The sequence below is a fragment of the Actinoplanes sp. NPDC051537 genome (assembly GCF_055586105.1).
On sequence record NZ_JBVJIU010000013.1, the window covers coordinates 59,735 to 76,984 of the forward strand.

Below are 17,250 nucleotides of genomic sequence, written 5' to 3' on the forward strand. Positions count from 1 at the left end.
CAGGCATGGGATCGCTCGACGACGTCGACCTGGCCGATTACGACCGCTTCCAGCGGAACGAGGCCTGGGAGCAGTTCGACACGCTGCGGCGTGAGGACCCGGTGCACTGGAACCCCGAGGCCGCCCCCAACCGCGGCTTCTGGGCCGTCACGAAGTACCAGGACATCTGGGCGGTGGACCGGGACACCGAGAGCTTCACCTCCGAGAAGTTCGTGAACCTGGAGGAGGTCGACGACGACCTCATGGACATCCGCCGGTCCATCCTCGAGACCGACGGCCAGCGTCACCTGGTGCTGCGCCAGCTCATCGCCCGCGAGTTCGCGCCCCGCAATCTCATGAAGAACTACGAGAGCTTCCTGCGCGAGCTGACCAAGAAGACCGTCGACGAGGCGCTGACCAGCAACGAGTTCGACTTCGTGCAGAAGATCAGCGCCGACTTCCCGATCCAGGTGCTCGCCCGCCTGCTCGACGTGCCGCTCGCCGACACCGGTCAGCTGATCGCCTGGGGCAACGAGATGGTCGGCAACACCGACCCCGACTACACCCAGCACCAGTTCGACTCGCCGGAGAGCGAGAAGTACAAGCACCTGCCCTTCCGCTCCCCCACCACGCAGGACGTCTTCGACTACGGCCGGGCCCTGCGCGACCGCCGCCGGGGCGGCGACGGCACCGACCTGATCAGCCAGCTCGCCAACAAGATGCCCGGCGACGGCGTCCCGATGAGCGACGGCGACTTCGACAACTACTTCCTGCTGCTGGTGATCGCCGGCAACGAGACCACCCGGCACGCGATCAGCCAGTCGATGCTCGCCCTCATCGAGCAGCCCGACCAGCTGCGCCTGCTCCAGGAGGACCCGTCGCTGATCGCCTCGGGCCTGGAGGAGCTGCTGCGCTGGGCCTCCCCCGTCTACCACTTCCGGCGCACCGCGACCCGCGACGTCGAGCTCGGCGGCAAGACGATCCGCGAGGGCGACAAGGTGGTCATGTGGTTCGCCTCCGGCAACCGCGACGAGTCGGTCTTCGAAAATCCCTACCGGCTGGACGTACGGCGGACGAACGTCGACCACCTCACGTTCGGCAAGGGCAGCCCGCACCTCTGCATGGGCAACGCCCTGGCCCGGATGGAGGTGCGCCTGATGTTCGAGGAGCTGCTCCCCCGCATCGCCGGCATCGAGCTGGCCGGCGAGGTCACCCGGGTCCGCTCGAACTTCGTCAACGGCATCAAGAAGTTTCCGGTCTCGGTCAAGCCCCGATGACCGTCGACCTGGTGGTACGCGAGTTCGAGGCCGACCTGGTGGTCCGGTCCGCCGAGCCGGTGGCCGAGGGCGTCGTCGCCCTGACGCTGACCGGCGACGGCCTGCCCGACTGGACGCCGGGCGCGCACATCGACCTGCTGCTCGGCGACGACCTCGTCCGGCAGTACTCGCTGTGCGGCCGGGCCGGCGACGACGCGTGGCGGATCGCCGTGCTGCGTACCCCGGACAGCCGCGGCGGCTCGGTCCGGGTGCACGAGCTGGCGGCGGGCAGCGTCGTCCGGATCCGCGGCCCGCGCAACCACTTCCCGATCGTCGCCGCCCGGCGCTACCTGTTCCTGGCCGGCGGGATCGGCATCACCCCGCTGCTCGCGATGATCCACGAGGTGGAGGCGGCGGGCGCGGAGTGGGAGCTCCACTACGGCGGCCGTACGGCGGACTCGATGGCCTTCGCCGACGAGCTGTCCGCCTTCGGGGAGCGCGTCCACCTCGTACCGGAGAAGGAAGAGGGCCGGCTCGACCTCGACGCCATCCTCGGCACGCCGCGGCCGGACACGCTGGTCTACGCCTGCGGGCCGGAGGGGATGCTGGCCGCCGTGGAGCAGCGCTGCGCGCCCTGGCCGCCCGGCAGCCTGCACCTGGAACGGTTCACCGCCCGCGCCGTCGACACCGGCGGCGACCGCGAGTTCGAGGTCGTGCTCCAGCACTCCGGCAAGACCGTCACGGTGGCGGCCGGCAAGTCCATCTTCGAGACGGTCCGGCAGGCCGGGGTCAGCGTGCTCGGCTCCTGCCTCGAGGGCATCTGCGGCACCTGCGAGACCGAGGTGATCGACGGCGACGTGGACCACCGCGACTCGGTGCTCGACGACGAGGAACGGGCCTCGAACGAAGTGATGATGATCTGCGTGTCCCGCTGCGCGGGGCCTCGACTGACACTCGCGCTCTGAGGGGCGGCCATGTATCCCACCCAATGCTGGTACGTCGCCGCCACCAGCGCGGAGGTGACCGGAACCCCGATCGGGCGCCGGCTGCTCGGCCGCGGCCTGGTCCTGTACCGGACGCCCGGCGGCCAGGCGGTCGCTCTCGAGGACCGGGACGCCCATGCCCCGTACCCGCTGAGTCTCGGTCGTCTCGACGGTGACCTGATCGTCTCCGCCTACTCCGGCTTCGCCTACGCGCCCGACGGGCGCTGCGTCCGCGTGCCCACCCAGGCCGAGGTGCCGTACGACGCCGCCGTCCGCGCCTTCCCGCTGGTCGAGCGGGACGGGCTGGTCTGGGTCTGGTGCGCCGGCGCCGGGCTGGCCGGGCTGCGCCACCCGCCGCGCACCCCGTGGCTGGCCGATCCGGAGTGGACCACGTTCGGCGACGAGTGGACGACGAAGGCCGGCGCGCTGCTGCTGCACGAGAACTTCGCCGACATCACTCACGTCGCCGTCGTCGACCCGGTCATCGCGCCGCCGGTGCTGTCGGCCGGGCCGGTGCCGCGGCTCGACGTCGAGGTCTCCGAGACCTCGGTCGGCTTCACCCGGGACTACCCGCCGGCGCCGCTGGCCACCTGGCACGCGCCGCTGGTCGGGGCCAAGGAGGACGAGGCGTTCGCCCAGCGCGAGGAGGGCCGGTTCGTCACGCCCGGGCTGTGGGTGGACAGCTGGCACGTCTACGGCGACCGGGCGTACACCTTCCGCTTCACCCACGGCGTCACGCCGATCGACGCCACCACGACCCGGCACGTCTGGCGGGTCAGCCGGAACTTCGCGCCGGCGGCCGACCTCGCGCCGCTGTTCGGCGAGTACTACCGCCGGGTGCGGGACATCCTCGAGACCATGCAGCGCGTCCTGGACGACGACGGGCCGCGCCCGCTCGTCCGCGTGGCGGCCGACGCCGCCGCCATCCAGGTCCGCAAGATCGTCGGCCGCATGATCGCGGACGAGAGAGAGGGCACATGAAGGGCTTCTTCTACCCGCGCACGGCCGGCGGCGGGTCGTCGCTGATCCCGAACCCGCCCTGGCACTACTCGGGCGACCTGCTGACGGTCGAGTACCGCACCGACCCGGCCCGGGTCGCCGAGCTGCTGCCCGAGCCGCTCTCGCTCGCGCCCGAGGACCCCGGGGCGGTGGCGATCATCTGGGCCGACTGGCAGTCCTGCTCGTCGTCGCGCGAGGAGCTGCTCGACCCGGTCCGCTCGCAGTACAAAGAGGCGTTCGTGGTGGTGCGGTGCTCGTTCGAGGGCGAGGTCTACTCCCGCTGCGTCTACATCTGGGTCGACAAGGACTTCGCCATCGCCCGCGGCCTGCACCAGGGCTATCCGAAGAAGCTCGGCTCGATGTGGCAGACCCGGCCGCACCCGTTCGGGCAGGCCGCGCCCCAGATCGCGGCCGGCGGCACGTTCGGGGCGACGCTGGCGGCCGGCGACCGGCGGCTGGCCGAGGCGGTGCTGACGCTGGAGGCCCCGTCGGCGACCAACGGCTTCGTCAACGGGCACCCGATGGCGCATCACCGGTTCTATCCGGGCATCGAGCGCGGCGCTCAGGACGCCTACGCCGAGCTGATCAAGTCGGGGGCGGCCTCCTTTGAGGGCGGGCCCTCCTGGACCGGGAGCGTCGAGCTGAGGCTGTTCGCATCGCCCACCGAGGAGCTCTCCCGGCTCACCGTCGACGAGATCATCGGCGGGTACTACCGGCAGGTCGGCGTCGTCTGGGACGGCGGCAGCACGCTCGCCCACCTCACGAGGGAGCAGGCATGACCATCGACGTCGAGGGCGTCGCGGTCGACACCCGGCACTGGATCGGCGGGCAGCGAGTAGGGTCCGTCCGGAAATTTCCGGACATTTCGCCCATCGACGAAGCTCATCTCGGTGATGTGGACGCCGGCGGCGCGGCCGAGGTCGACGCCGCCGTCGCCGCGGCGCGCGCCGCCTTCCCCGCCTGGGCGGCGAAGTCCCCGGCCGAGCGCGGCGAGATCCTGCGCCGGGTCGCCGACGGCATCGACGCGCGCCGCGAGGACCTGGCCCGGGTCGAGACCCGCGACAACGGCTCGCTGCTGCGCTCGCACCGCCGCGGCGTGATGCCCCGGGTGGCGATGAACTTCCGCTTCTTCGCCGAGCACGCCGAGAAGCTGGCCCACCCCGACCTGGAGGTCCGCGGGCACCGGGAGCGGATCACCTACGACCCGGCCGGCGTCACCGCGATCATCACGCCGTGGAACGCGCCGCTGATGCTGGCCACCTGGCGCATCGGCCCGGCGCTCGCGGCCGGCAACACGGTGGTGCTCAAGCCGCCGGAGTGGGCGCCGCTGACGGCGTCGCTGCTGGCCGACATCGCGCACGAGGCCGGGCTGCCGGCCGGCGTCTTCAACGTCGTGCAGGGCACCGGCGCCGAGGCGGGCGCGCCGCTCACCCGGCACCCCGGTATCAGCAGGCTGTCGTTCACCGGCTCGGTGCCGACCGCCGGGGTCATCGCCGCGGCGGCCGCGCCGAACGTCGTGCCGCTCTCGTTCGAGCTGGGCGGCAAGTCGCCGCTGCTGGTCTTCGCCGACTGCGACCTCGACCTCGCCGTCGACCTCGCCGTCGAGCAGTTCGACAACGCCGGCCAGGTCTGCCTCGGCGCGTTCCGGATGCTCGTCGAGGACAGCATCGCCGCCGAGTTCCAGGCCCGGGTCGTCGAGCGGGCCCGTGCGCTGGTGCAGGGCGACCCCCGCGACGAGAAGACCGACGTGAGCGCCCTGGTCAGCCGCGCCCACTTCGAGCGGGTGAGCGGCTTCGTCGAGCGGGCGGTGGCCGACGGCGCGCGGGTGCTGCTCGGCGGCGGCCCCAGCACGGAGCTCGGCGGCCTCTACTACTCCCCCACGATCCTGACCGACGCCGAACCGGGCAGCGAGATCCTGACCGAGGAGGTCTTCGGGCCGGTGCTGACCATGCAGACCTTCGCCGGCGAGGAGGAGGGCGTGCGGATGGCCAACGAGACCCGCTTCGGCCTGGCCGCAACCCTGGTGACCGGTTCCCCGTCGCGCGCCGAACGCGTCAGCTCCTCGTTGAACGCCGGGACGGTCTGGGTCAACTGCTTCTTCGTACGCGACCTGGGCGCCCCGTTCGGCGGCAACGGCAAGTCCGGCATCGGCCGCGAGGGCGGCACCTATTCGTTCGACTTCTACTGCGACGTCAAGAACACCGTCTTCAGCCCGAACGGATGGAGGGCCCATGGGTGAGGTTGTCGGGGCCGGGCTGGTCGCCCACGTGCCCACCATCGTGCTGCCGGAGGACACCCGGCGCGAGCTCAACCACGGCGAGGACTCCACCCTCGTCTCCGGCCTGCACCAGCTGCGCAAGGACGTCTTCGACGTCGTCGACTACGACACCGTCGTGGTGCTCGACTCGCACTGGGCGACCACGGTCGAGTTCGTCGTCACCGCTCAGCAGCGCCGGGCCGGCCTGTTCACCTCGGAGGAGCTGCCGCGCGGGATGTGCCGGCGGCCGTACGACTTCCCGGGCGATCCCACGCTCGCTCACCTGATCGCGTCGAAGGACGCGGACCATTCGACCTGGATCACCGCGATCGAGGACGACCACCTGCCGATCTTCTACGCCACCACCAACCTGTGGGAGTTCCTGGGCCAGGGCCTGCCGGAGAAGCGCTGGATCTCGATCGGCGTCTGCCAGACCGCGGACACCGAGGACAACCTGCGGCTCGGCCGGGCCCTGGGCGACGCCATCGCCGCCTCGGACCGGAAGGTGCTGCTGATCGCCTCGGGGGCCATGTCGCACACCTTCTGGCCGCTGCGCCAGTTGCGCGACCATGAGGCGGCCGGCAAGGAACACATCTTCAGCGCCGGGGCGTACGAGGCGGACATGCAACGCCTGGAGTGGTTCGCCGAGGGTAACCACGCCCGGGTGCTGGCGACCATGCCGGAGTTCTACAAGGTCAAGCCCGAGGCCCGCTTCGGGCACTACCTCATGATGATCGGCGCCCTCGGCGAGGGCGATTGCACGGCCCCGAGCCGGCAGTACGGCGAGTACGAGAACTCGGTCGGGACCGGCCAGGTGCACCTGTGGTTCGACCGTCCCGACGGGGGCTTCCCGCGCCCGCACCGCACCGCGCCCGACCCCGACTACCTGCGCCAGACCTTGGGAGCGTCATGACCCTGCGCGAGACCCGCCGGATCCTCCTCGACGGCAACGTCGTCGACGTCGAGCGGCGCGACGACCTCCTGGTGGCCGGCGACGGCCGCGCGCTGAAGGTGGCCGACGCCGTGCACCTCAGCCCGGTCGTCCCCTCGAAGATCATCTGTGTGCACCTGAACTACCGGTCGCGGGTCGAGGAGATGATGACGTCGCTGCCGGCCGCGCCCACCTACTTCCACAAGCCGGTGTCGGCGCTGAACGCGCACGACGCGGCGGTCGTGCGCCCGGCCGGCTGCAAGTGGCTCAACTACGAGGGCGAGATCGCGATCGTGATCGGCCGCACCGCCCGCAACATCTCCCCGGCCGAGGCCGGCGACTACATCCGCGGCTACACCGTCGGCAACGACTACGGCCTGCACGACTTCCGGGACACCGACGCCGGCTCGATGCTGCGGGTCAAGGGCGCCGACACGCTCTGCCCGCTCGGCCCGGGCCTGGTCGAGGGCTGGGACTTCCGCGGCAAGCGGATCCGCACGCTGGTCAACGGCGAGGTGCGGCAGGACGGCAACACCGACGAGATGAACTGGGACATGCACTACCTGGTCGCCGACATCGCGCGGACCATCACGCTGCAACCCGGCGACGTGCTGATGTCCGGCACCCCGGCGATCTCCCGCACGGTGTACCCGGGCGACGTCGTCGAGGTGGAGGTCGAAGGGCTGGGCACGCTGCGCAACCACATCGTCGAGGGGCCGACCGCGATCCGTACGGACGTGGGCGCGCAGCCGACCGAGAGCGAGGAGGTGCTGTCCACGGCGCAGGGCGGGGACTGGGAGTTCCGCGGCGTCCGGGCGCCCCGGCGATGACCATCTTCCTGGACGGCGAGGCGCGCGATTCGCTCACCGGGGCCCGCCGGAAGATCGTCACGCCCCGCGACGGCAGCGTGCTGGACGAGATTCCCTGGGCCGGGGCGGCCGACGCCGACGCCGCGGTGGCTTCGGCCCGCCGCGCCTTCGACCACGGGCCCTGGCCGCGGATGGCGCCCCGTGAGCGCGGCGAGACCCTGATGCGCTTCGCCGACCTGGTCGAGCGCCATCGCGACGAGATCGCCCGGCTGGTCACGCTCGAGATGGGCAAGCCGATCACGTACGCGAACGAGATCGAGCTCCGCGCCCTGATCCGCTGCCTGCGTTTCTACGGCGGGCTCGCCGACAAGACGGCGGGTGAGACGCCACCGACCGCTTTCGGCGAGCTGGCGCTGGTGACCCGGGAGCCGGCCGGGGTCGTCGCGGCCGTGGTGCCGTGGAACTTCCCGCTGACCATCGGCGGCTGGAAGCTCGCCCCGGCCCTGGCGGCCGGGTGCACGGTCGTGCTCAAGACCGCCGAGCAGTCCCCGCTGTCGATGCAACGCGTCGCTCTGCTCGGCATCGAGGCCGGCCTGCCGCCGGGCGCGCTCAACGTGCTCTCCGGCGACGGCGCCACGGTCGGCCGCCGCCTGGGCGAGCACCCGGACGTCGACGTGCTCACATTCACCGGCTCGACCGCGGTCGGCCGGCATTTCCTGCGGTACGCCGCCGACAGCAACGTGAAACGCGTCCACCTGGAGCTGGGCGGCAAGTCGCCGAACATCATCTTCCCGGACGCGCCCGACCTGACCGCCGCCGCCGACGCGGCCGCCTGGGCGATCTTCTTCAACTCCGGGGAGATGTGCACGGCCGGGTCGCGGCTGGTGGTGCACCGGGACGTCGCCGACGAGGTGGTGGACCGGATCGTCGCGGCCGCCGCCTCCTGGCAGCCGGACGACCCGCTGCTGCCGGCCACGAAGATGGGCCCGCTGGTCTCCGCCGCCGGCCTGGCCCGCGTGATGTCCCATCTCGAGCGGGGCATCGAGCAGGGCGCGACGCTGCGGCTGGGCGGCTCGCCCGTTCATCCGGTCGCGGGCGGCCCCTACCTCTCGCCCACCGTCGTGACCGGCGCCGGCCGCGACAACGTGCTGGTCCGCGAGGAGCTGTTCGGGCCGGTGCTGGCCGTGCAGACCTTCGACGACGAGGAGTCGGCGCTGCGGATCGCCAACGACACCGAGTTCGGCCTGGCCGCCGCCGTGTGGACGAGCGATCTGGGCCGGGCGCACCGGATGTCGCGGCGGCTGCGGGCCGGCACGGTCTGGGTCAACTGCTACGAGGAGGGCGACATGACCGTGCCGTTCGGCGGGGTCAAGCTCTCCGGCAGCGGCCGCGACAAGTCCCGGCACGCCCTGGACCAGTACACCGACCTCAAGACGACGTGGATCGCGTATGGCTAGGCGGCCGGTCATCGCGATCCCGGCCCGGTTCTCGGCGAGCGCGTCGGCGCTGCGGTTCCGGGCCGAGGTGAACGCGCACAAGCTGGTGTCGGCGGTCTACGACGCGGGCGGCGAGCCGGTCACCGTCCACCCGGCCATGCCGGCCGGCGACGACGAGGTGCGGGAGCGGATCCGCTTCGCCGACGGGGTGCTGCTGCCGGGCGGCGGCGACCTGGCCGCGCACTGGGCCGGTCAGGAGCCGCACCACGCCCAGTACGACGTGGACGAGGTGCAGGACGCCTTCGACCTGGCGCTGGCCCGGGTGGCGCTGGCCGACCGGCTCCCGCTGCTGGCGATCTGCCGCGGCCTCCAGGTGGTCAACGTGGCCCGCGGGGGCGACCTCGTCCAGGATCTGCCCACGCCGCATCGCAGTGTCCACATCGTCGGCGACCTGACCGTCTCCTGCTACCACCACCAGGGCATCGGCCGGCCGGGTAACGGATTTCGGGTGACCGCACGCGCCGCCGACGGGACGATCGAGGCCCTCGCCTTGGACGAGCACGACGGCTGGTTCCGGGGCGTGCAGTGGCATCCGGAGGACACCGCCGACACCGACCCGCGTCAGGCTTCTTTGTTTGCCGAGCTCATCCGGGCAGCCCGGTCTCCTCGATCGTGCTGACGATGCGGCGCAGGCTCTCGGTCATGGCCGTGGTGTTCTCGCCGGGCAGCCCGCCGACGACCTTCGACTCGATGGCGTTGAACTTCGGGTAGAGCTCCTCCATCAGCGCCCGGCCCGAGGGGGTCAGATGAAGCTCGACCAGCCGGCGGTCGTCGGTGCGGCCGACCCGCTCGATCCAGCCGCGCGACTCCAGCGTCTTGGCCACCCCGGTCAGCGTCGCCTTCGAGATCGCGGCCGCCTCGGCGGCGTGCCGCGTCTCCATCCCGTCGAAGATCCAGACGACCCACAGCACCACCCAGCCGGTCCAGGTCAGGTCGTAGGGTCGCAGCAGCTCGTTCCAGATGTACGACCGCACCGCGTTCGCCGCCCGGTAGATGCTCGACACGGCGTGCGCGGCCTCGAAGTCCAGGCCGAGCGACTCGACGTGCTCGCGCATGGCGCGCTCGGTCTCGACGAGCGAGGGGTGGTGATCGGTCATGGAAACGATCGTACGTTCCGCGCCGCGGCAAACTCTTGACACAGTCGTTCGGGTCCGTACGATCTGCTGTGACGCCCGGCACAGTCCGTTTTGAATCTCTCGGGGAGTGGAGCTCATGCTCGACGTGAACGCGCAGGCCATGGAGGCAGCGCAGGCGGAGCTGAACGCGAAGGACATCGACGTGGTGCGGCTCGCCTACAGCGACCTGATCGGCGCGGAGCGCGGACGGGACCTGCTGGTGCGCCATTTCGCGCGGACGGTCGGCGACGGCGTCGCCTTCTGCCGCTCCATCTACGGCACCTCGCCGATGGGCGACGTCGTCGACATCGACGGCGGCCTGTCCGCGGGCCTGCCCGACGTGCTCGCGGTGCCCGACGTGAGCACGATCCGCCCGGTGCCGTGGGAGCCCGGCGTCGCCCACGTCATCGCCGACCTCTACAACCCGGACGGCAGCCGCAGCGAGGAGAGCCCGCGCAACGTGCTGCGCCGGGTGATCGACCGGTTCGCCGCGCTCGACATGGAGCCGATGATCGGTCCCGAGCTGGAGTTCTACGTGATGGAGGAGAGCGCGGGGGCGCCCAACGGCTGGAAGCGGTACGGCGAGGGCACCGGCAACGTCTACACGGCCGGCTACAAGGGCGACCCCGAGAACACCCTGCTCTCGTCGCTGCGCAAGCTCGAGGCGTACGGGCTGGACGTGGTCGCCGCCAACCATGAGTTCGCCTCCGGGCAGTTCGAGATCAACCTGTGGCATTCGGGCGCTCTCGACGCCGCCGACCGGGCGTTCCGCTTCAAGAACGCGATCCAGGAGCTGGCCCGCATCCAGGGCAAGATGGCGACGTTCATGGCCAAGCCGTTCAACGACGAGGGCGGCTCCGGCTTCCACATCCACTTCTCGGCCTGGTCGCGGGACGGGGTCGCGCTCTTCGACGACCCGCAGGGCGAGGACGGGCTGTCCCAGGTCGGGCGGTCGGCGATCGCGGGCGTGCTGGCCCACGCCCCGGCCCTCACCGCGCTGCTCAACCCGACCGTCAACTCGTACAAGCGCTTCGGGCCGGACACGCTCGCGCCGTGGCTGATCGACTGGGGCCTGGACAACCGCAGCGCGATGGTCCGCATCCCGCCCGAGCGCGGCCGGGCGGCCCGGCTCGAACTGCGGCTGGGCGACGCGTCGGCGAACCCGTACCTGGCGATCGGGGCGCTGATGGCCGCCGCGTACCTGGGAATCCGCGACAAGCTGGACCCGCCGGCCAAGCTCGAGGGGTACGGCTACGACGTCACCAAGGCCGACCGGCTGCCCGGCGACCTGCCGACCGCCATCGCCGCCCTGGAGGCCGACACCGAGCTGGCCGAGCTGCTCGGGCCGCAGTTCATCGCGACGTTCCTGGCGTACAAGCGCAATGAGCTCGAGCGCTTCTCGCAGTGGGTGACCGACTGGGAGTTCCGTGAGTACAGCTACCACCTCTGAGCCGCGCGTCCTGATCGTCCACCACGACCACGCCTCGCCGGCCGGCCCGGTCGGCGAGCGCTTCGGCGCGCACGGCTACACGGTCGTCGACCACCTGGTCGTGCCGGCCGAGCACTTCCACGCGCCCGGCGTCACGACCGTGTTCCCCGATTTCGCCTCGTTCGACGCGGTCGTGGTGCTCGGCTCGCCCTGGTCGGCGTACGACGCGCTGGTCGCGAGCTGGGTGACCCCCGAGATCGAGCAGCTGCGGGCCGCCGACGCCGCCGGGGTTCCGGTGCTCGGCATCTGCTTCGGCGGCCAGCTGCTGGCGGCGGCGCACGGCGGCAGCGTGGCCGCCTCACCGTCGCCGGAGATCGGCTGGGTCGGCGTGCGGAGCGACGACGAGGCGACCGTGCCGGCCGGCCCGTGGTTCCAGTGGCACTACGACCGCTGGCAGCTGCCGCCCGGCGCGACCGAGCTGGCCCGCAACGAGGCCGCCTCGCAGGCGTTCCGGCTGCGCCGCAACCTGGCGTTGCAGTTCCACCCGGAGCTGACCGCCGCCACGCTGGCCGGCTGGCTGGACAACGGCGGCGCGGCCCAGGCCGTGGCGGCCGGCGTCGATCCCGGCGCGCTCACCTCGCGGACCGCCGTGACCGAGGCGGACGCGGCCCGCCGGGCGCACGCCCTCGTCGACGGCTTCGTGCAGAACTTCGCTCCCCGTCCCGGGCCTTCCGCCAACCAGTGAAATACACGGGCGCGCTGCGGTGACCGGAGCGCGCACGCTCGGCTCGTCGGCGAACGCACGAGCGCGGGAGGCACGGGGTCATGGACGAGCTGCTGCCGCTGGGCGGCGCCGTCGCGCTGGTCACCGGGGCCGGCGACGGCATCGGGGCGGCGTCCGCCCGGCGGCTGGCCCGGGACGGCGCGGCGATCGCGCTGGTGGGCCGGGTCGAGGAGCGCCTCGCGAAGGCCGGCGCCGAGATCGCCCGGGCCGGCGGGCACGCCGTCCCGATGGTGGCCGACCTCATCGATCCCGAGCAGGCCGAGCGGGCCGTGCAGGAGACGCTGGACCGCTTCGGCCGGCTCGACGTGCTGGTCAACGGCGACGGCGTGATGCTGCTCGGCTCGGCGCTGCACAGCAGCCTGGCGGACTGGGACCGGATGGTCGCCCAGAACCTGTCGGCGCTGCTGCACGTCACCCACGCCGCCGTCCCGTACCTGATCGACGCCGCCTCGACCGCGCCGCGGGGCACGGCCGACATCGTGAACGTCGGCTCGACCGCCGGGCGGCTGGCGTGGCCGGGCGGCAGCGTCTACCACCTGACCCGGTTCGGGCTGGCCGGGTTCACCGAGTCGCTGCGCCAGGAGCTGGCGCCGGAGCGGGTGCGGGTGAGCCTGGTGGCGCCGGGCGCGGTCGGTCCCGCGCACGTCGCGGACGCGATCGCGTACGTCGTGAGCCGGGAGCGGGACATCGCGGTGAACGAGATGCTGGTCCGCCCGTCCGACGAGGTCTGGTAGCACTCTCCTTTGGCTAGGCGCATGCGATGCAACGACGCGCGAACGGCCGCACCGCCAGCCGTTCCGCCGCGATCGGCCGCCCGCACTGCTCGCACACGCCGTAGGTCCCCGACGCCAGCCGGCGCAGCGCGTCGTCGACCTCGGCGATCCGCTCCCGGGCGGCGGCCAGCAGCGCGGTCAGCTGGGCGCGCTCGAACCCGATGGTGGCGCCCTCCGGGTCGTGCTCGTCGTCGGCGTTCGAGTCCCGCGACGCCGAGAACAGCGCCTCCAGGTCCGCGGCCAGGGTCGCCGCCTCGGCCTCCGCGCTCGCTCGCAGCCGCAGCAGCTCGTCCCGGACCATCCCCGCAGCCTATGTCCCCGCTTCGGCCGTAGGCTCTGCTTCCCGCCCCGAGAAAGTGATCGATCCATGAAGTCTCGCCCGGCCCTCGTCGTCCTCGCCCTCGGACTGACCGTCGCGGGTTGCACGTCCCACGACCCCGTCGCCGCGCCGCCGTCCCCGTCGCCGTCGCCATCGCCGTCGGCCTCATTGAGTGACTCGCGCACCCCGCTGCAGATCGTCAAAGCGGCGATACCGGCCGAGAGCTCGCCGATCTACCACTTCTCGATCAGGTCGGCCGGCTCGCCGGAGACCGGCATCATCGACCCAACCCACAAGGTCGCCGAGTTCGTCACGGTGCAGCACTTCACCAAGCCGTCGTACGCCGAGACCACGTACACCCTGCTGACCGAGAAGAAGTCCTGGCTGAAGATCAAGACCGTCCCCGCCGGCATGTCCGACGTCCCGACGAAGTGGATGTCGCTCGACCCGCAGAAGATCAAGAACAAGGACGGCGTCCCCTTCGTCTACGGCGCCGAGAGCGACCCCGGCTACACGAACGAGGTCTTCGAGAACGCGACCGAGCTGAACCAGACCAGCCCCGGCCACTTCAAGGGCGTCACCGACCTGAGCACCACCGGCGCCGACGAGATTCTCACCGCCGCCCAGCTGAAGGCCTTGGGCAGCGCGGCGACCCGGTTGGCGTTCACCGCCACGCTGGACGGCGAGGGCCGCCTGGCCACGACGACCGTGCAGATCCCGGCGGCCGGCAAGTCGAAGGCCGACACGTACGTGGTCACGTACGACCAGTACGGCACCGCCGCCGCGCCGAAGTCCCCGACGGCGGCCGAGCAAACGAAGGCGCCGTCCTACATCTACGACCTGTACCGCTGAGGCGCCCTACTCCGGCCCTGCTCTCACCCCGGCCCTGCTCTCACCCCGGCCCTGCTCTCACCCCGGCCCTGCTCTCACCCCGGCCCTGCTCTCACCCCGGCCCTGCTCTCACCCCCACCCGGTTCTGGGTGGGGTCGAGTTAAGCAGCGGCCTACGACATTTTTCGCGGCTCGTCCACATCGCTGCGCCGCCGGCGTGTCCGGGGCGACATCTTCTTGACCGGTACAGAAGGCGGGTATACTGTACCGGTATAGAAGGAGGTCGTCATGGAGCTTCCCATTGCGATGATCATCGGAGTCGACCAAGTCCGGCGGCAGTTCGCGGAGAGTGCGCCCGGCGCGCCGGCCCGGCCCTACGTCGAGCGTGCGCCCCGGAGCCGCCGGGTGCGGGTCGCGCTGGCGCGCGGGCTGATCCGGCTGGCGCATCTGCTCGCGCCGGCCGAACCGGCCCGCGCCTGAACGCCGTTTCGCCTGGGCGGAGCTTGCGCCTGAGCGCCGTTTCGCCTGGGCGGAGCTATGGTGACGCGGTGGCGGCACGGGTGACACTGCAGACCATCGCCGATCGGGTGGGCGTCAGCCGGATGACCGTGTCCAACGCGTTCTCCAAGCCCGATCAGCTCTCCGGCCCGCTGCGCGAACGCATTCTGGCCGCCGCCCAGGAGCTCGGCTACGTCGGGCCCGACCCGGCGGCACGAGCCCTGGCCCGGGGCACCACGGGGGCGGTGGGGGTGGTGTTCACCCACTCGCTGCGCTTCGCCTTCACCGATCTCGTGGCCACCGGCTTCCTCGGCGCGATCGCCGAGGAGCTGGCCCCGACCGGGCTGTCGCTCACGCTGCTCACGTCGTCCGACGACGGCGACATCGTCCCCGCCCGCGATGTCGCCATGGACGGCGCGCTGGTCTACTCGTGCGACTGGACGTCGCGCGCGGTGGAGTTCCTGCACCGGCGGCGGCTTCCGCTGGTCTACGTCGACCAGGACCCGGCCGACGACATCCCCAGCGTCAACGTCGACGACCGCGGGGGCGCCCGGGCGGCCGCCCGGCACCTGCTCGACCTCGGCCACCGGCGGATCGGCCTGCTGCTCTCCGGGACACATGGCCCGTACGGTCTGCTCGACGACCCCGGCGTCATCGAGGGCCACTCGTCCCGGCAGCGGTGGCTCGGCTGGCTCGACGAGCTCGGTCCGGCCGGGGTCGAGCCGCTCGTCGCCCGGCAGGACGGCACCGGCCTCGAGCAGGCTCGCTGGGGCGCCCGGCTGCTGCTCGACCGCCCCGACCGGCCGACCGCCGTGCTGTGCTTCTCGGACGCGGTCGCCTACGGGGTTCTCCAGGTCGCCACCGAGCTGGGCATCGACGTGCCCGGCGAGCTGTCGGTCGTCGGTTTCGACGACAACCCCTTGGCCGCACAGGTACGCCCGAGGCTGACCACGGTCCGGCAGGACATCGCGGCGAAGGGCCGGGCCGCGGCGGCCGCGCTGACCGCCGCCATCGAGCGGGTCAGGACCGGCGCGGCGACGCCCGTGGAGCACGTCCTGCTGCCCACCGAGCTGGTGGTCCGGGAGAGCAGCGGCCCGGCCGACCCGCGCTGAGCTGCCGGCTCAGCGCGCCCGGACGCCGTCCAGCAGCAGGTCGAGCAGGCGCGACGCGAGCTCGCGCCGGCGTTCCTCGGCCGCGATCAGGGTGATCCCGCCCAGGGCCATGAGCAGGTCGTTGGGGTCGATGCCGGGCCGGATGGGCTCGCCGGCCCCGCCCGCGGTGGTCAACAGCGCGGCGATGGTGGCCCGCAGACGCTCGCGGGTTTCCTGGCGGTCGTCCTCCGAGGTGAGCACCGCGCGCAGCGTCTCGCCGAGGCCGCGCTTGGCCGCCATGAAGTCGACGAACGCCTCCATCCACTCGCGCAGGCCGGCCACGCCGGGCCGGGAGGTGGCCAGGGCCAGCCCTTGCGCGCACAGCCGGTCGACCTCCTGCCGGTAGACGGCCTCGACCAGTGCCTCCCGGGTGGGAAATCGGCGGTAGACCGTGCCGATGCCGACGCCGGCCTCGCGGGCGATCGCCTTCAGCGAGGCGCCCGTGCCCTCGCGCTCGAAGGCCCGCGCCGCGACCTCCAGGACGCGCTCGTGGTTCTCCTGGGCGTCCGCGCGCACGGGTGGCCCTCCTCACTTGCTAAGCGGACCGCGGTCCGGTTACGGTGGAGTCAAACGGACCGCGGTCCGCTTATCCGTGAACTCTAGCAAGGGACGGGCTCATGACCACCATTCCGTTCGGCGCCACCTCCACCGCCGACGAGGTGCTCGCCGGCGTCGACCTGACCGGGCGGCGCGCCGTCGTCACCGGCGGCGCCTCCGGCATCGGCCTGGCGACGGCGCGCGCCCTCGCACGAGCCGGCGCGGAGGTCACGATCGCGGTGCGCGACCTCGAAGCGGGGCGCCGGGCCGCCGACGAAGAGCAGGCGGACGGACACCGGGACGCCGACCGGGACGCGGCGGCTCGCGATCTCGGGGCGGGACGCCGGGACGCCGCGGTGGGGCGCCGGCCAACCGGCGGCAGACTGCTGGTCGCGCACCTCGATCTGGCCGACCAGGCCTCGGTGCGGCGCTTCGCCGAGAGCTGGGCGGGCCCGCTGCACATCCTCGTCAACAACGCCGGGGTGATGGCGACGCCCCTCACCCGTACGGCCGAGGGCTGGGAATTGCAGTTCGCCACCAACCACCTCGGACACTTCACGCTGGCGACGGGACTGCACGACGCGCTCAAGGCGGCCGGCAACGCCCGCGTCGTCGCGGTCAGCTCGGTCGGGCACGTCAACGGCGAGGTCCTCTTCGACGACCCCGGCTTCGAACGGCACCCCTACGACCCCTGGGCCGCCTACAGCCAGTCCAAGACCGCCAACGTCCTGTTCGCCGTCGAGGCCGCGAAACGATGGGCCCCGGACCACATCGCCGTCAACGCGCTCAACCCGGGCCGGATCTGGGACACCGGGCTCGGCCGGCACCTCGCCGCCCCGCCCGCGTCCTTCGACCCCGCCGGCGCCACCGGCGTCTCGGTGAAGAGCGCCGGGCAGGGCGCAGCCACCTCGGTGCTGCTGGCCGCGTCCCCGCTGGTCGAGGGCGTCACCGGCAAGTACTTCGAGGACTGCCGGGAGGCCGTCCCCTACACCGAGGGCGTGCGCCGGGGTGTCGCCGCCTACGCGCTCGACCCCGAGAAGGCCGCCCGCCTCTGGCAGATGTCGCTCGCCATGACGGGCGGCCCGGAAAGGCCCGAGAAATAAC

General features: G+C 72.2%; 19 protein-coding genes. 16 read left to right on the top strand and 3 right to left on the bottom strand.

Annotated features, from left to right (window positions below; translation table 11 throughout):
- Window positions 1-5: 5 nt before the first annotated feature.
- From ACZ6TB_RS30010 to ACZ6TB_RS30050, 9 genes are read left to right on the top strand one after another with little or no spacing between them, the layout of a single operon-like run.
- The gene (locus ACZ6TB_RS30010) at window positions 6-1,256 is read left to right on the top strand and encodes a cytochrome P450 (protein WP_465559457.1); all 1,251 of its coding nucleotides are present in this window, start codon (window positions 6-8) and stop codon (window positions 1,254-1,256) included.
- Window positions 1,253-2,200: a PDR/VanB family oxidoreductase gene (locus ACZ6TB_RS30015; protein ID WP_465559460.1), complete on the top strand. Its 948-nt coding sequence runs from the start codon at window positions 1,253-1,255 to the stop codon at window positions 2,198-2,200. The genes ACZ6TB_RS30010 and ACZ6TB_RS30015 overlap by 4 nt, the downstream gene beginning before the upstream one ends.
- A gap of 9 nt (window positions 2,201-2,209) precedes the next feature.
- Window positions 2,210-3,199 carry an aromatic ring-hydroxylating dioxygenase subunit alpha gene (locus ACZ6TB_RS30020; RefSeq protein ID WP_465559463.1) on the top strand — a complete coding sequence of 330 codons (990 nt, stop codon included), beginning with the start codon at window positions 2,210-2,212 and terminating at the stop codon, window positions 3,197-3,199.
- Window positions 3,196-3,996, top strand: coding sequence for an acetoacetate decarboxylase family protein (locus tag ACZ6TB_RS30025; RefSeq protein WP_465559466.1), 801 nt, complete (start codon window positions 3,196-3,198; stop codon window positions 3,994-3,996). Before ACZ6TB_RS30020 ends, ACZ6TB_RS30025 begins: the two co-directional genes overlap by 4 nt.
- On the top strand, window positions 3,993-5,456 hold the full coding sequence (locus ACZ6TB_RS30030; protein WP_465559468.1) for an aldehyde dehydrogenase: 1,464 nt from the start codon (window positions 3,993-3,995) through the stop codon (window positions 5,454-5,456). The genes ACZ6TB_RS30025 and ACZ6TB_RS30030 overlap by 4 nt, the downstream gene beginning before the upstream one ends.
- Window positions 5,449-6,387 carry a DODA-type extradiol aromatic ring-opening family dioxygenase gene (locus tag ACZ6TB_RS30035; protein ID WP_465559471.1) on the top strand — a complete coding sequence of 313 codons (939 nt, stop codon included), beginning with the start codon at window positions 5,449-5,451 and terminating at the stop codon, window positions 6,385-6,387. The genes ACZ6TB_RS30030 and ACZ6TB_RS30035 overlap by 8 nt, the downstream gene beginning before the upstream one ends.
- Window positions 6,384-7,235 carry a fumarylacetoacetate hydrolase family protein gene (locus ACZ6TB_RS30040; RefSeq protein ID WP_465559474.1) on the top strand — a complete coding sequence of 284 codons (852 nt, stop codon included), beginning with the start codon at window positions 6,384-6,386 and terminating at the stop codon, window positions 7,233-7,235. The genes ACZ6TB_RS30035 and ACZ6TB_RS30040 overlap by 4 nt, the downstream gene beginning before the upstream one ends.
- On the top strand, window positions 7,232-8,671 hold the full coding sequence (locus ACZ6TB_RS30045; protein ID WP_465559477.1) for an aldehyde dehydrogenase family protein: 1,440 nt from the start codon (window positions 7,232-7,234) through the stop codon (window positions 8,669-8,671). The genes ACZ6TB_RS30040 and ACZ6TB_RS30045 overlap by 4 nt, the downstream gene beginning before the upstream one ends.
- Complete coding sequence (locus ACZ6TB_RS30050; protein WP_465559479.1) at window positions 8,664-9,329, top strand: gamma-glutamyl-gamma-aminobutyrate hydrolase family protein; 666 nt, start codon at window positions 8,664-8,666, stop codon at window positions 9,327-9,329. Before ACZ6TB_RS30045 ends, ACZ6TB_RS30050 begins: the two co-directional genes overlap by 8 nt.
- Here ACZ6TB_RS30050 and ACZ6TB_RS30055 read toward each other — a convergent pair.
- On the bottom strand, window positions 9,295-9,807 hold the full coding sequence (locus tag ACZ6TB_RS30055) for a MarR family winged helix-turn-helix transcriptional regulator (RefSeq protein WP_465559482.1): 513 nt from the start codon (window positions 9,805-9,807) through the stop codon (window positions 9,295-9,297). The genes ACZ6TB_RS30050 and ACZ6TB_RS30055 overlap by 35 nt on opposite strands.
- Before the next feature lie 115 nt (window positions 9,808-9,922).
- Here ACZ6TB_RS30055 and ACZ6TB_RS30060 point away from each other — a divergent pair, with 115 nt between their 5' ends.
- The 3 genes from ACZ6TB_RS30060 to ACZ6TB_RS30070 all read left to right on the top strand — a co-directional run bounded on the left by ACZ6TB_RS30060 (window position 9,923) and on the right by ACZ6TB_RS30070 (window position 12,772).
- Window positions 9,923-11,275, top strand: a complete 1,353-nt coding sequence (locus tag ACZ6TB_RS30060; RefSeq protein WP_465559485.1) for a glutamine synthetase family protein — start codon at window positions 9,923-9,925, stop codon at window positions 11,273-11,275.
- The gene (locus ACZ6TB_RS30065) at window positions 11,253-11,999 is read left to right on the top strand and encodes a type 1 glutamine amidotransferase (RefSeq protein WP_465559488.1); all 747 of its coding nucleotides are present in this window, start codon (window positions 11,253-11,255) and stop codon (window positions 11,997-11,999) included. The genes ACZ6TB_RS30060 and ACZ6TB_RS30065 overlap by 23 nt, the downstream gene beginning before the upstream one ends.
- An 80-nt stretch (window positions 12,000-12,079) precedes the next feature.
- A complete protein-coding gene (locus ACZ6TB_RS30070; protein ID WP_465559491.1) occupies window positions 12,080-12,772 on the top strand; it encodes an SDR family oxidoreductase in 693 nt (230 codons plus the stop codon).
- 13 nt (window positions 12,773-12,785) lie between these two features.
- Here ACZ6TB_RS30070 and ACZ6TB_RS30075 read toward each other — a convergent pair whose 3' ends face one another.
- On the bottom strand, window positions 12,786-13,112 hold the full coding sequence (locus ACZ6TB_RS30075; protein WP_465559494.1) for a TraR/DksA family transcriptional regulator: 327 nt from the start codon (window positions 13,110-13,112) through the stop codon (window positions 12,786-12,788).
- A 66-nt stretch (window positions 13,113-13,178) separates the two neighbouring features.
- On the opposite strand from ACZ6TB_RS30075, the gene ACZ6TB_RS30080 reads away from it, so the two are divergent.
- From ACZ6TB_RS30080 to ACZ6TB_RS30090, 3 genes are all read left to right on the top strand, one after another.
- Entirely contained in the window at window positions 13,179-13,982 is an 804-nt protein-coding gene (locus ACZ6TB_RS30080) for a hypothetical protein (protein WP_465559497.1), read from the top strand.
- Between the two features lie 266 nt (window positions 13,983-14,248).
- Window positions 14,249-14,440 carry a hypothetical protein gene (locus tag ACZ6TB_RS30085; protein ID WP_465559500.1) on the top strand — a complete coding sequence of 64 codons (192 nt, stop codon included), beginning with the start codon at window positions 14,249-14,251 and terminating at the stop codon, window positions 14,438-14,440.
- Window positions 14,441-14,508: 68 nt separating this feature from the next.
- A complete protein-coding gene (locus tag ACZ6TB_RS30090) occupies window positions 14,509-15,570 on the top strand; it encodes a LacI family DNA-binding transcriptional regulator (RefSeq protein WP_465559503.1) in 1,062 nt (353 codons plus the stop codon).
- Between the two features lie 9 nt (window positions 15,571-15,579).
- On the opposite strand, the gene ACZ6TB_RS30095 is transcribed toward ACZ6TB_RS30090, so the two are convergent.
- Window positions 15,580-16,125 (bottom strand): TetR/AcrR family transcriptional regulator, encoded by a 546-nt coding sequence (locus ACZ6TB_RS30095; protein ID WP_465559506.1) that lies wholly within the window; start codon window positions 16,123-16,125, stop codon window positions 15,580-15,582.
- Window positions 16,126-16,226: 101 nt separating this feature from the next.
- On the opposite strand from ACZ6TB_RS30095, the gene ACZ6TB_RS30100 reads away from it, so the two are divergent.
- Window positions 16,227-17,249, top strand: coding sequence for an SDR family NAD(P)-dependent oxidoreductase (locus tag ACZ6TB_RS30100; RefSeq protein WP_465559509.1), 1,023 nt, complete (start codon window positions 16,227-16,229; stop codon window positions 17,247-17,249).
- Window position 17,250: the final 1 nt, after the last annotated feature.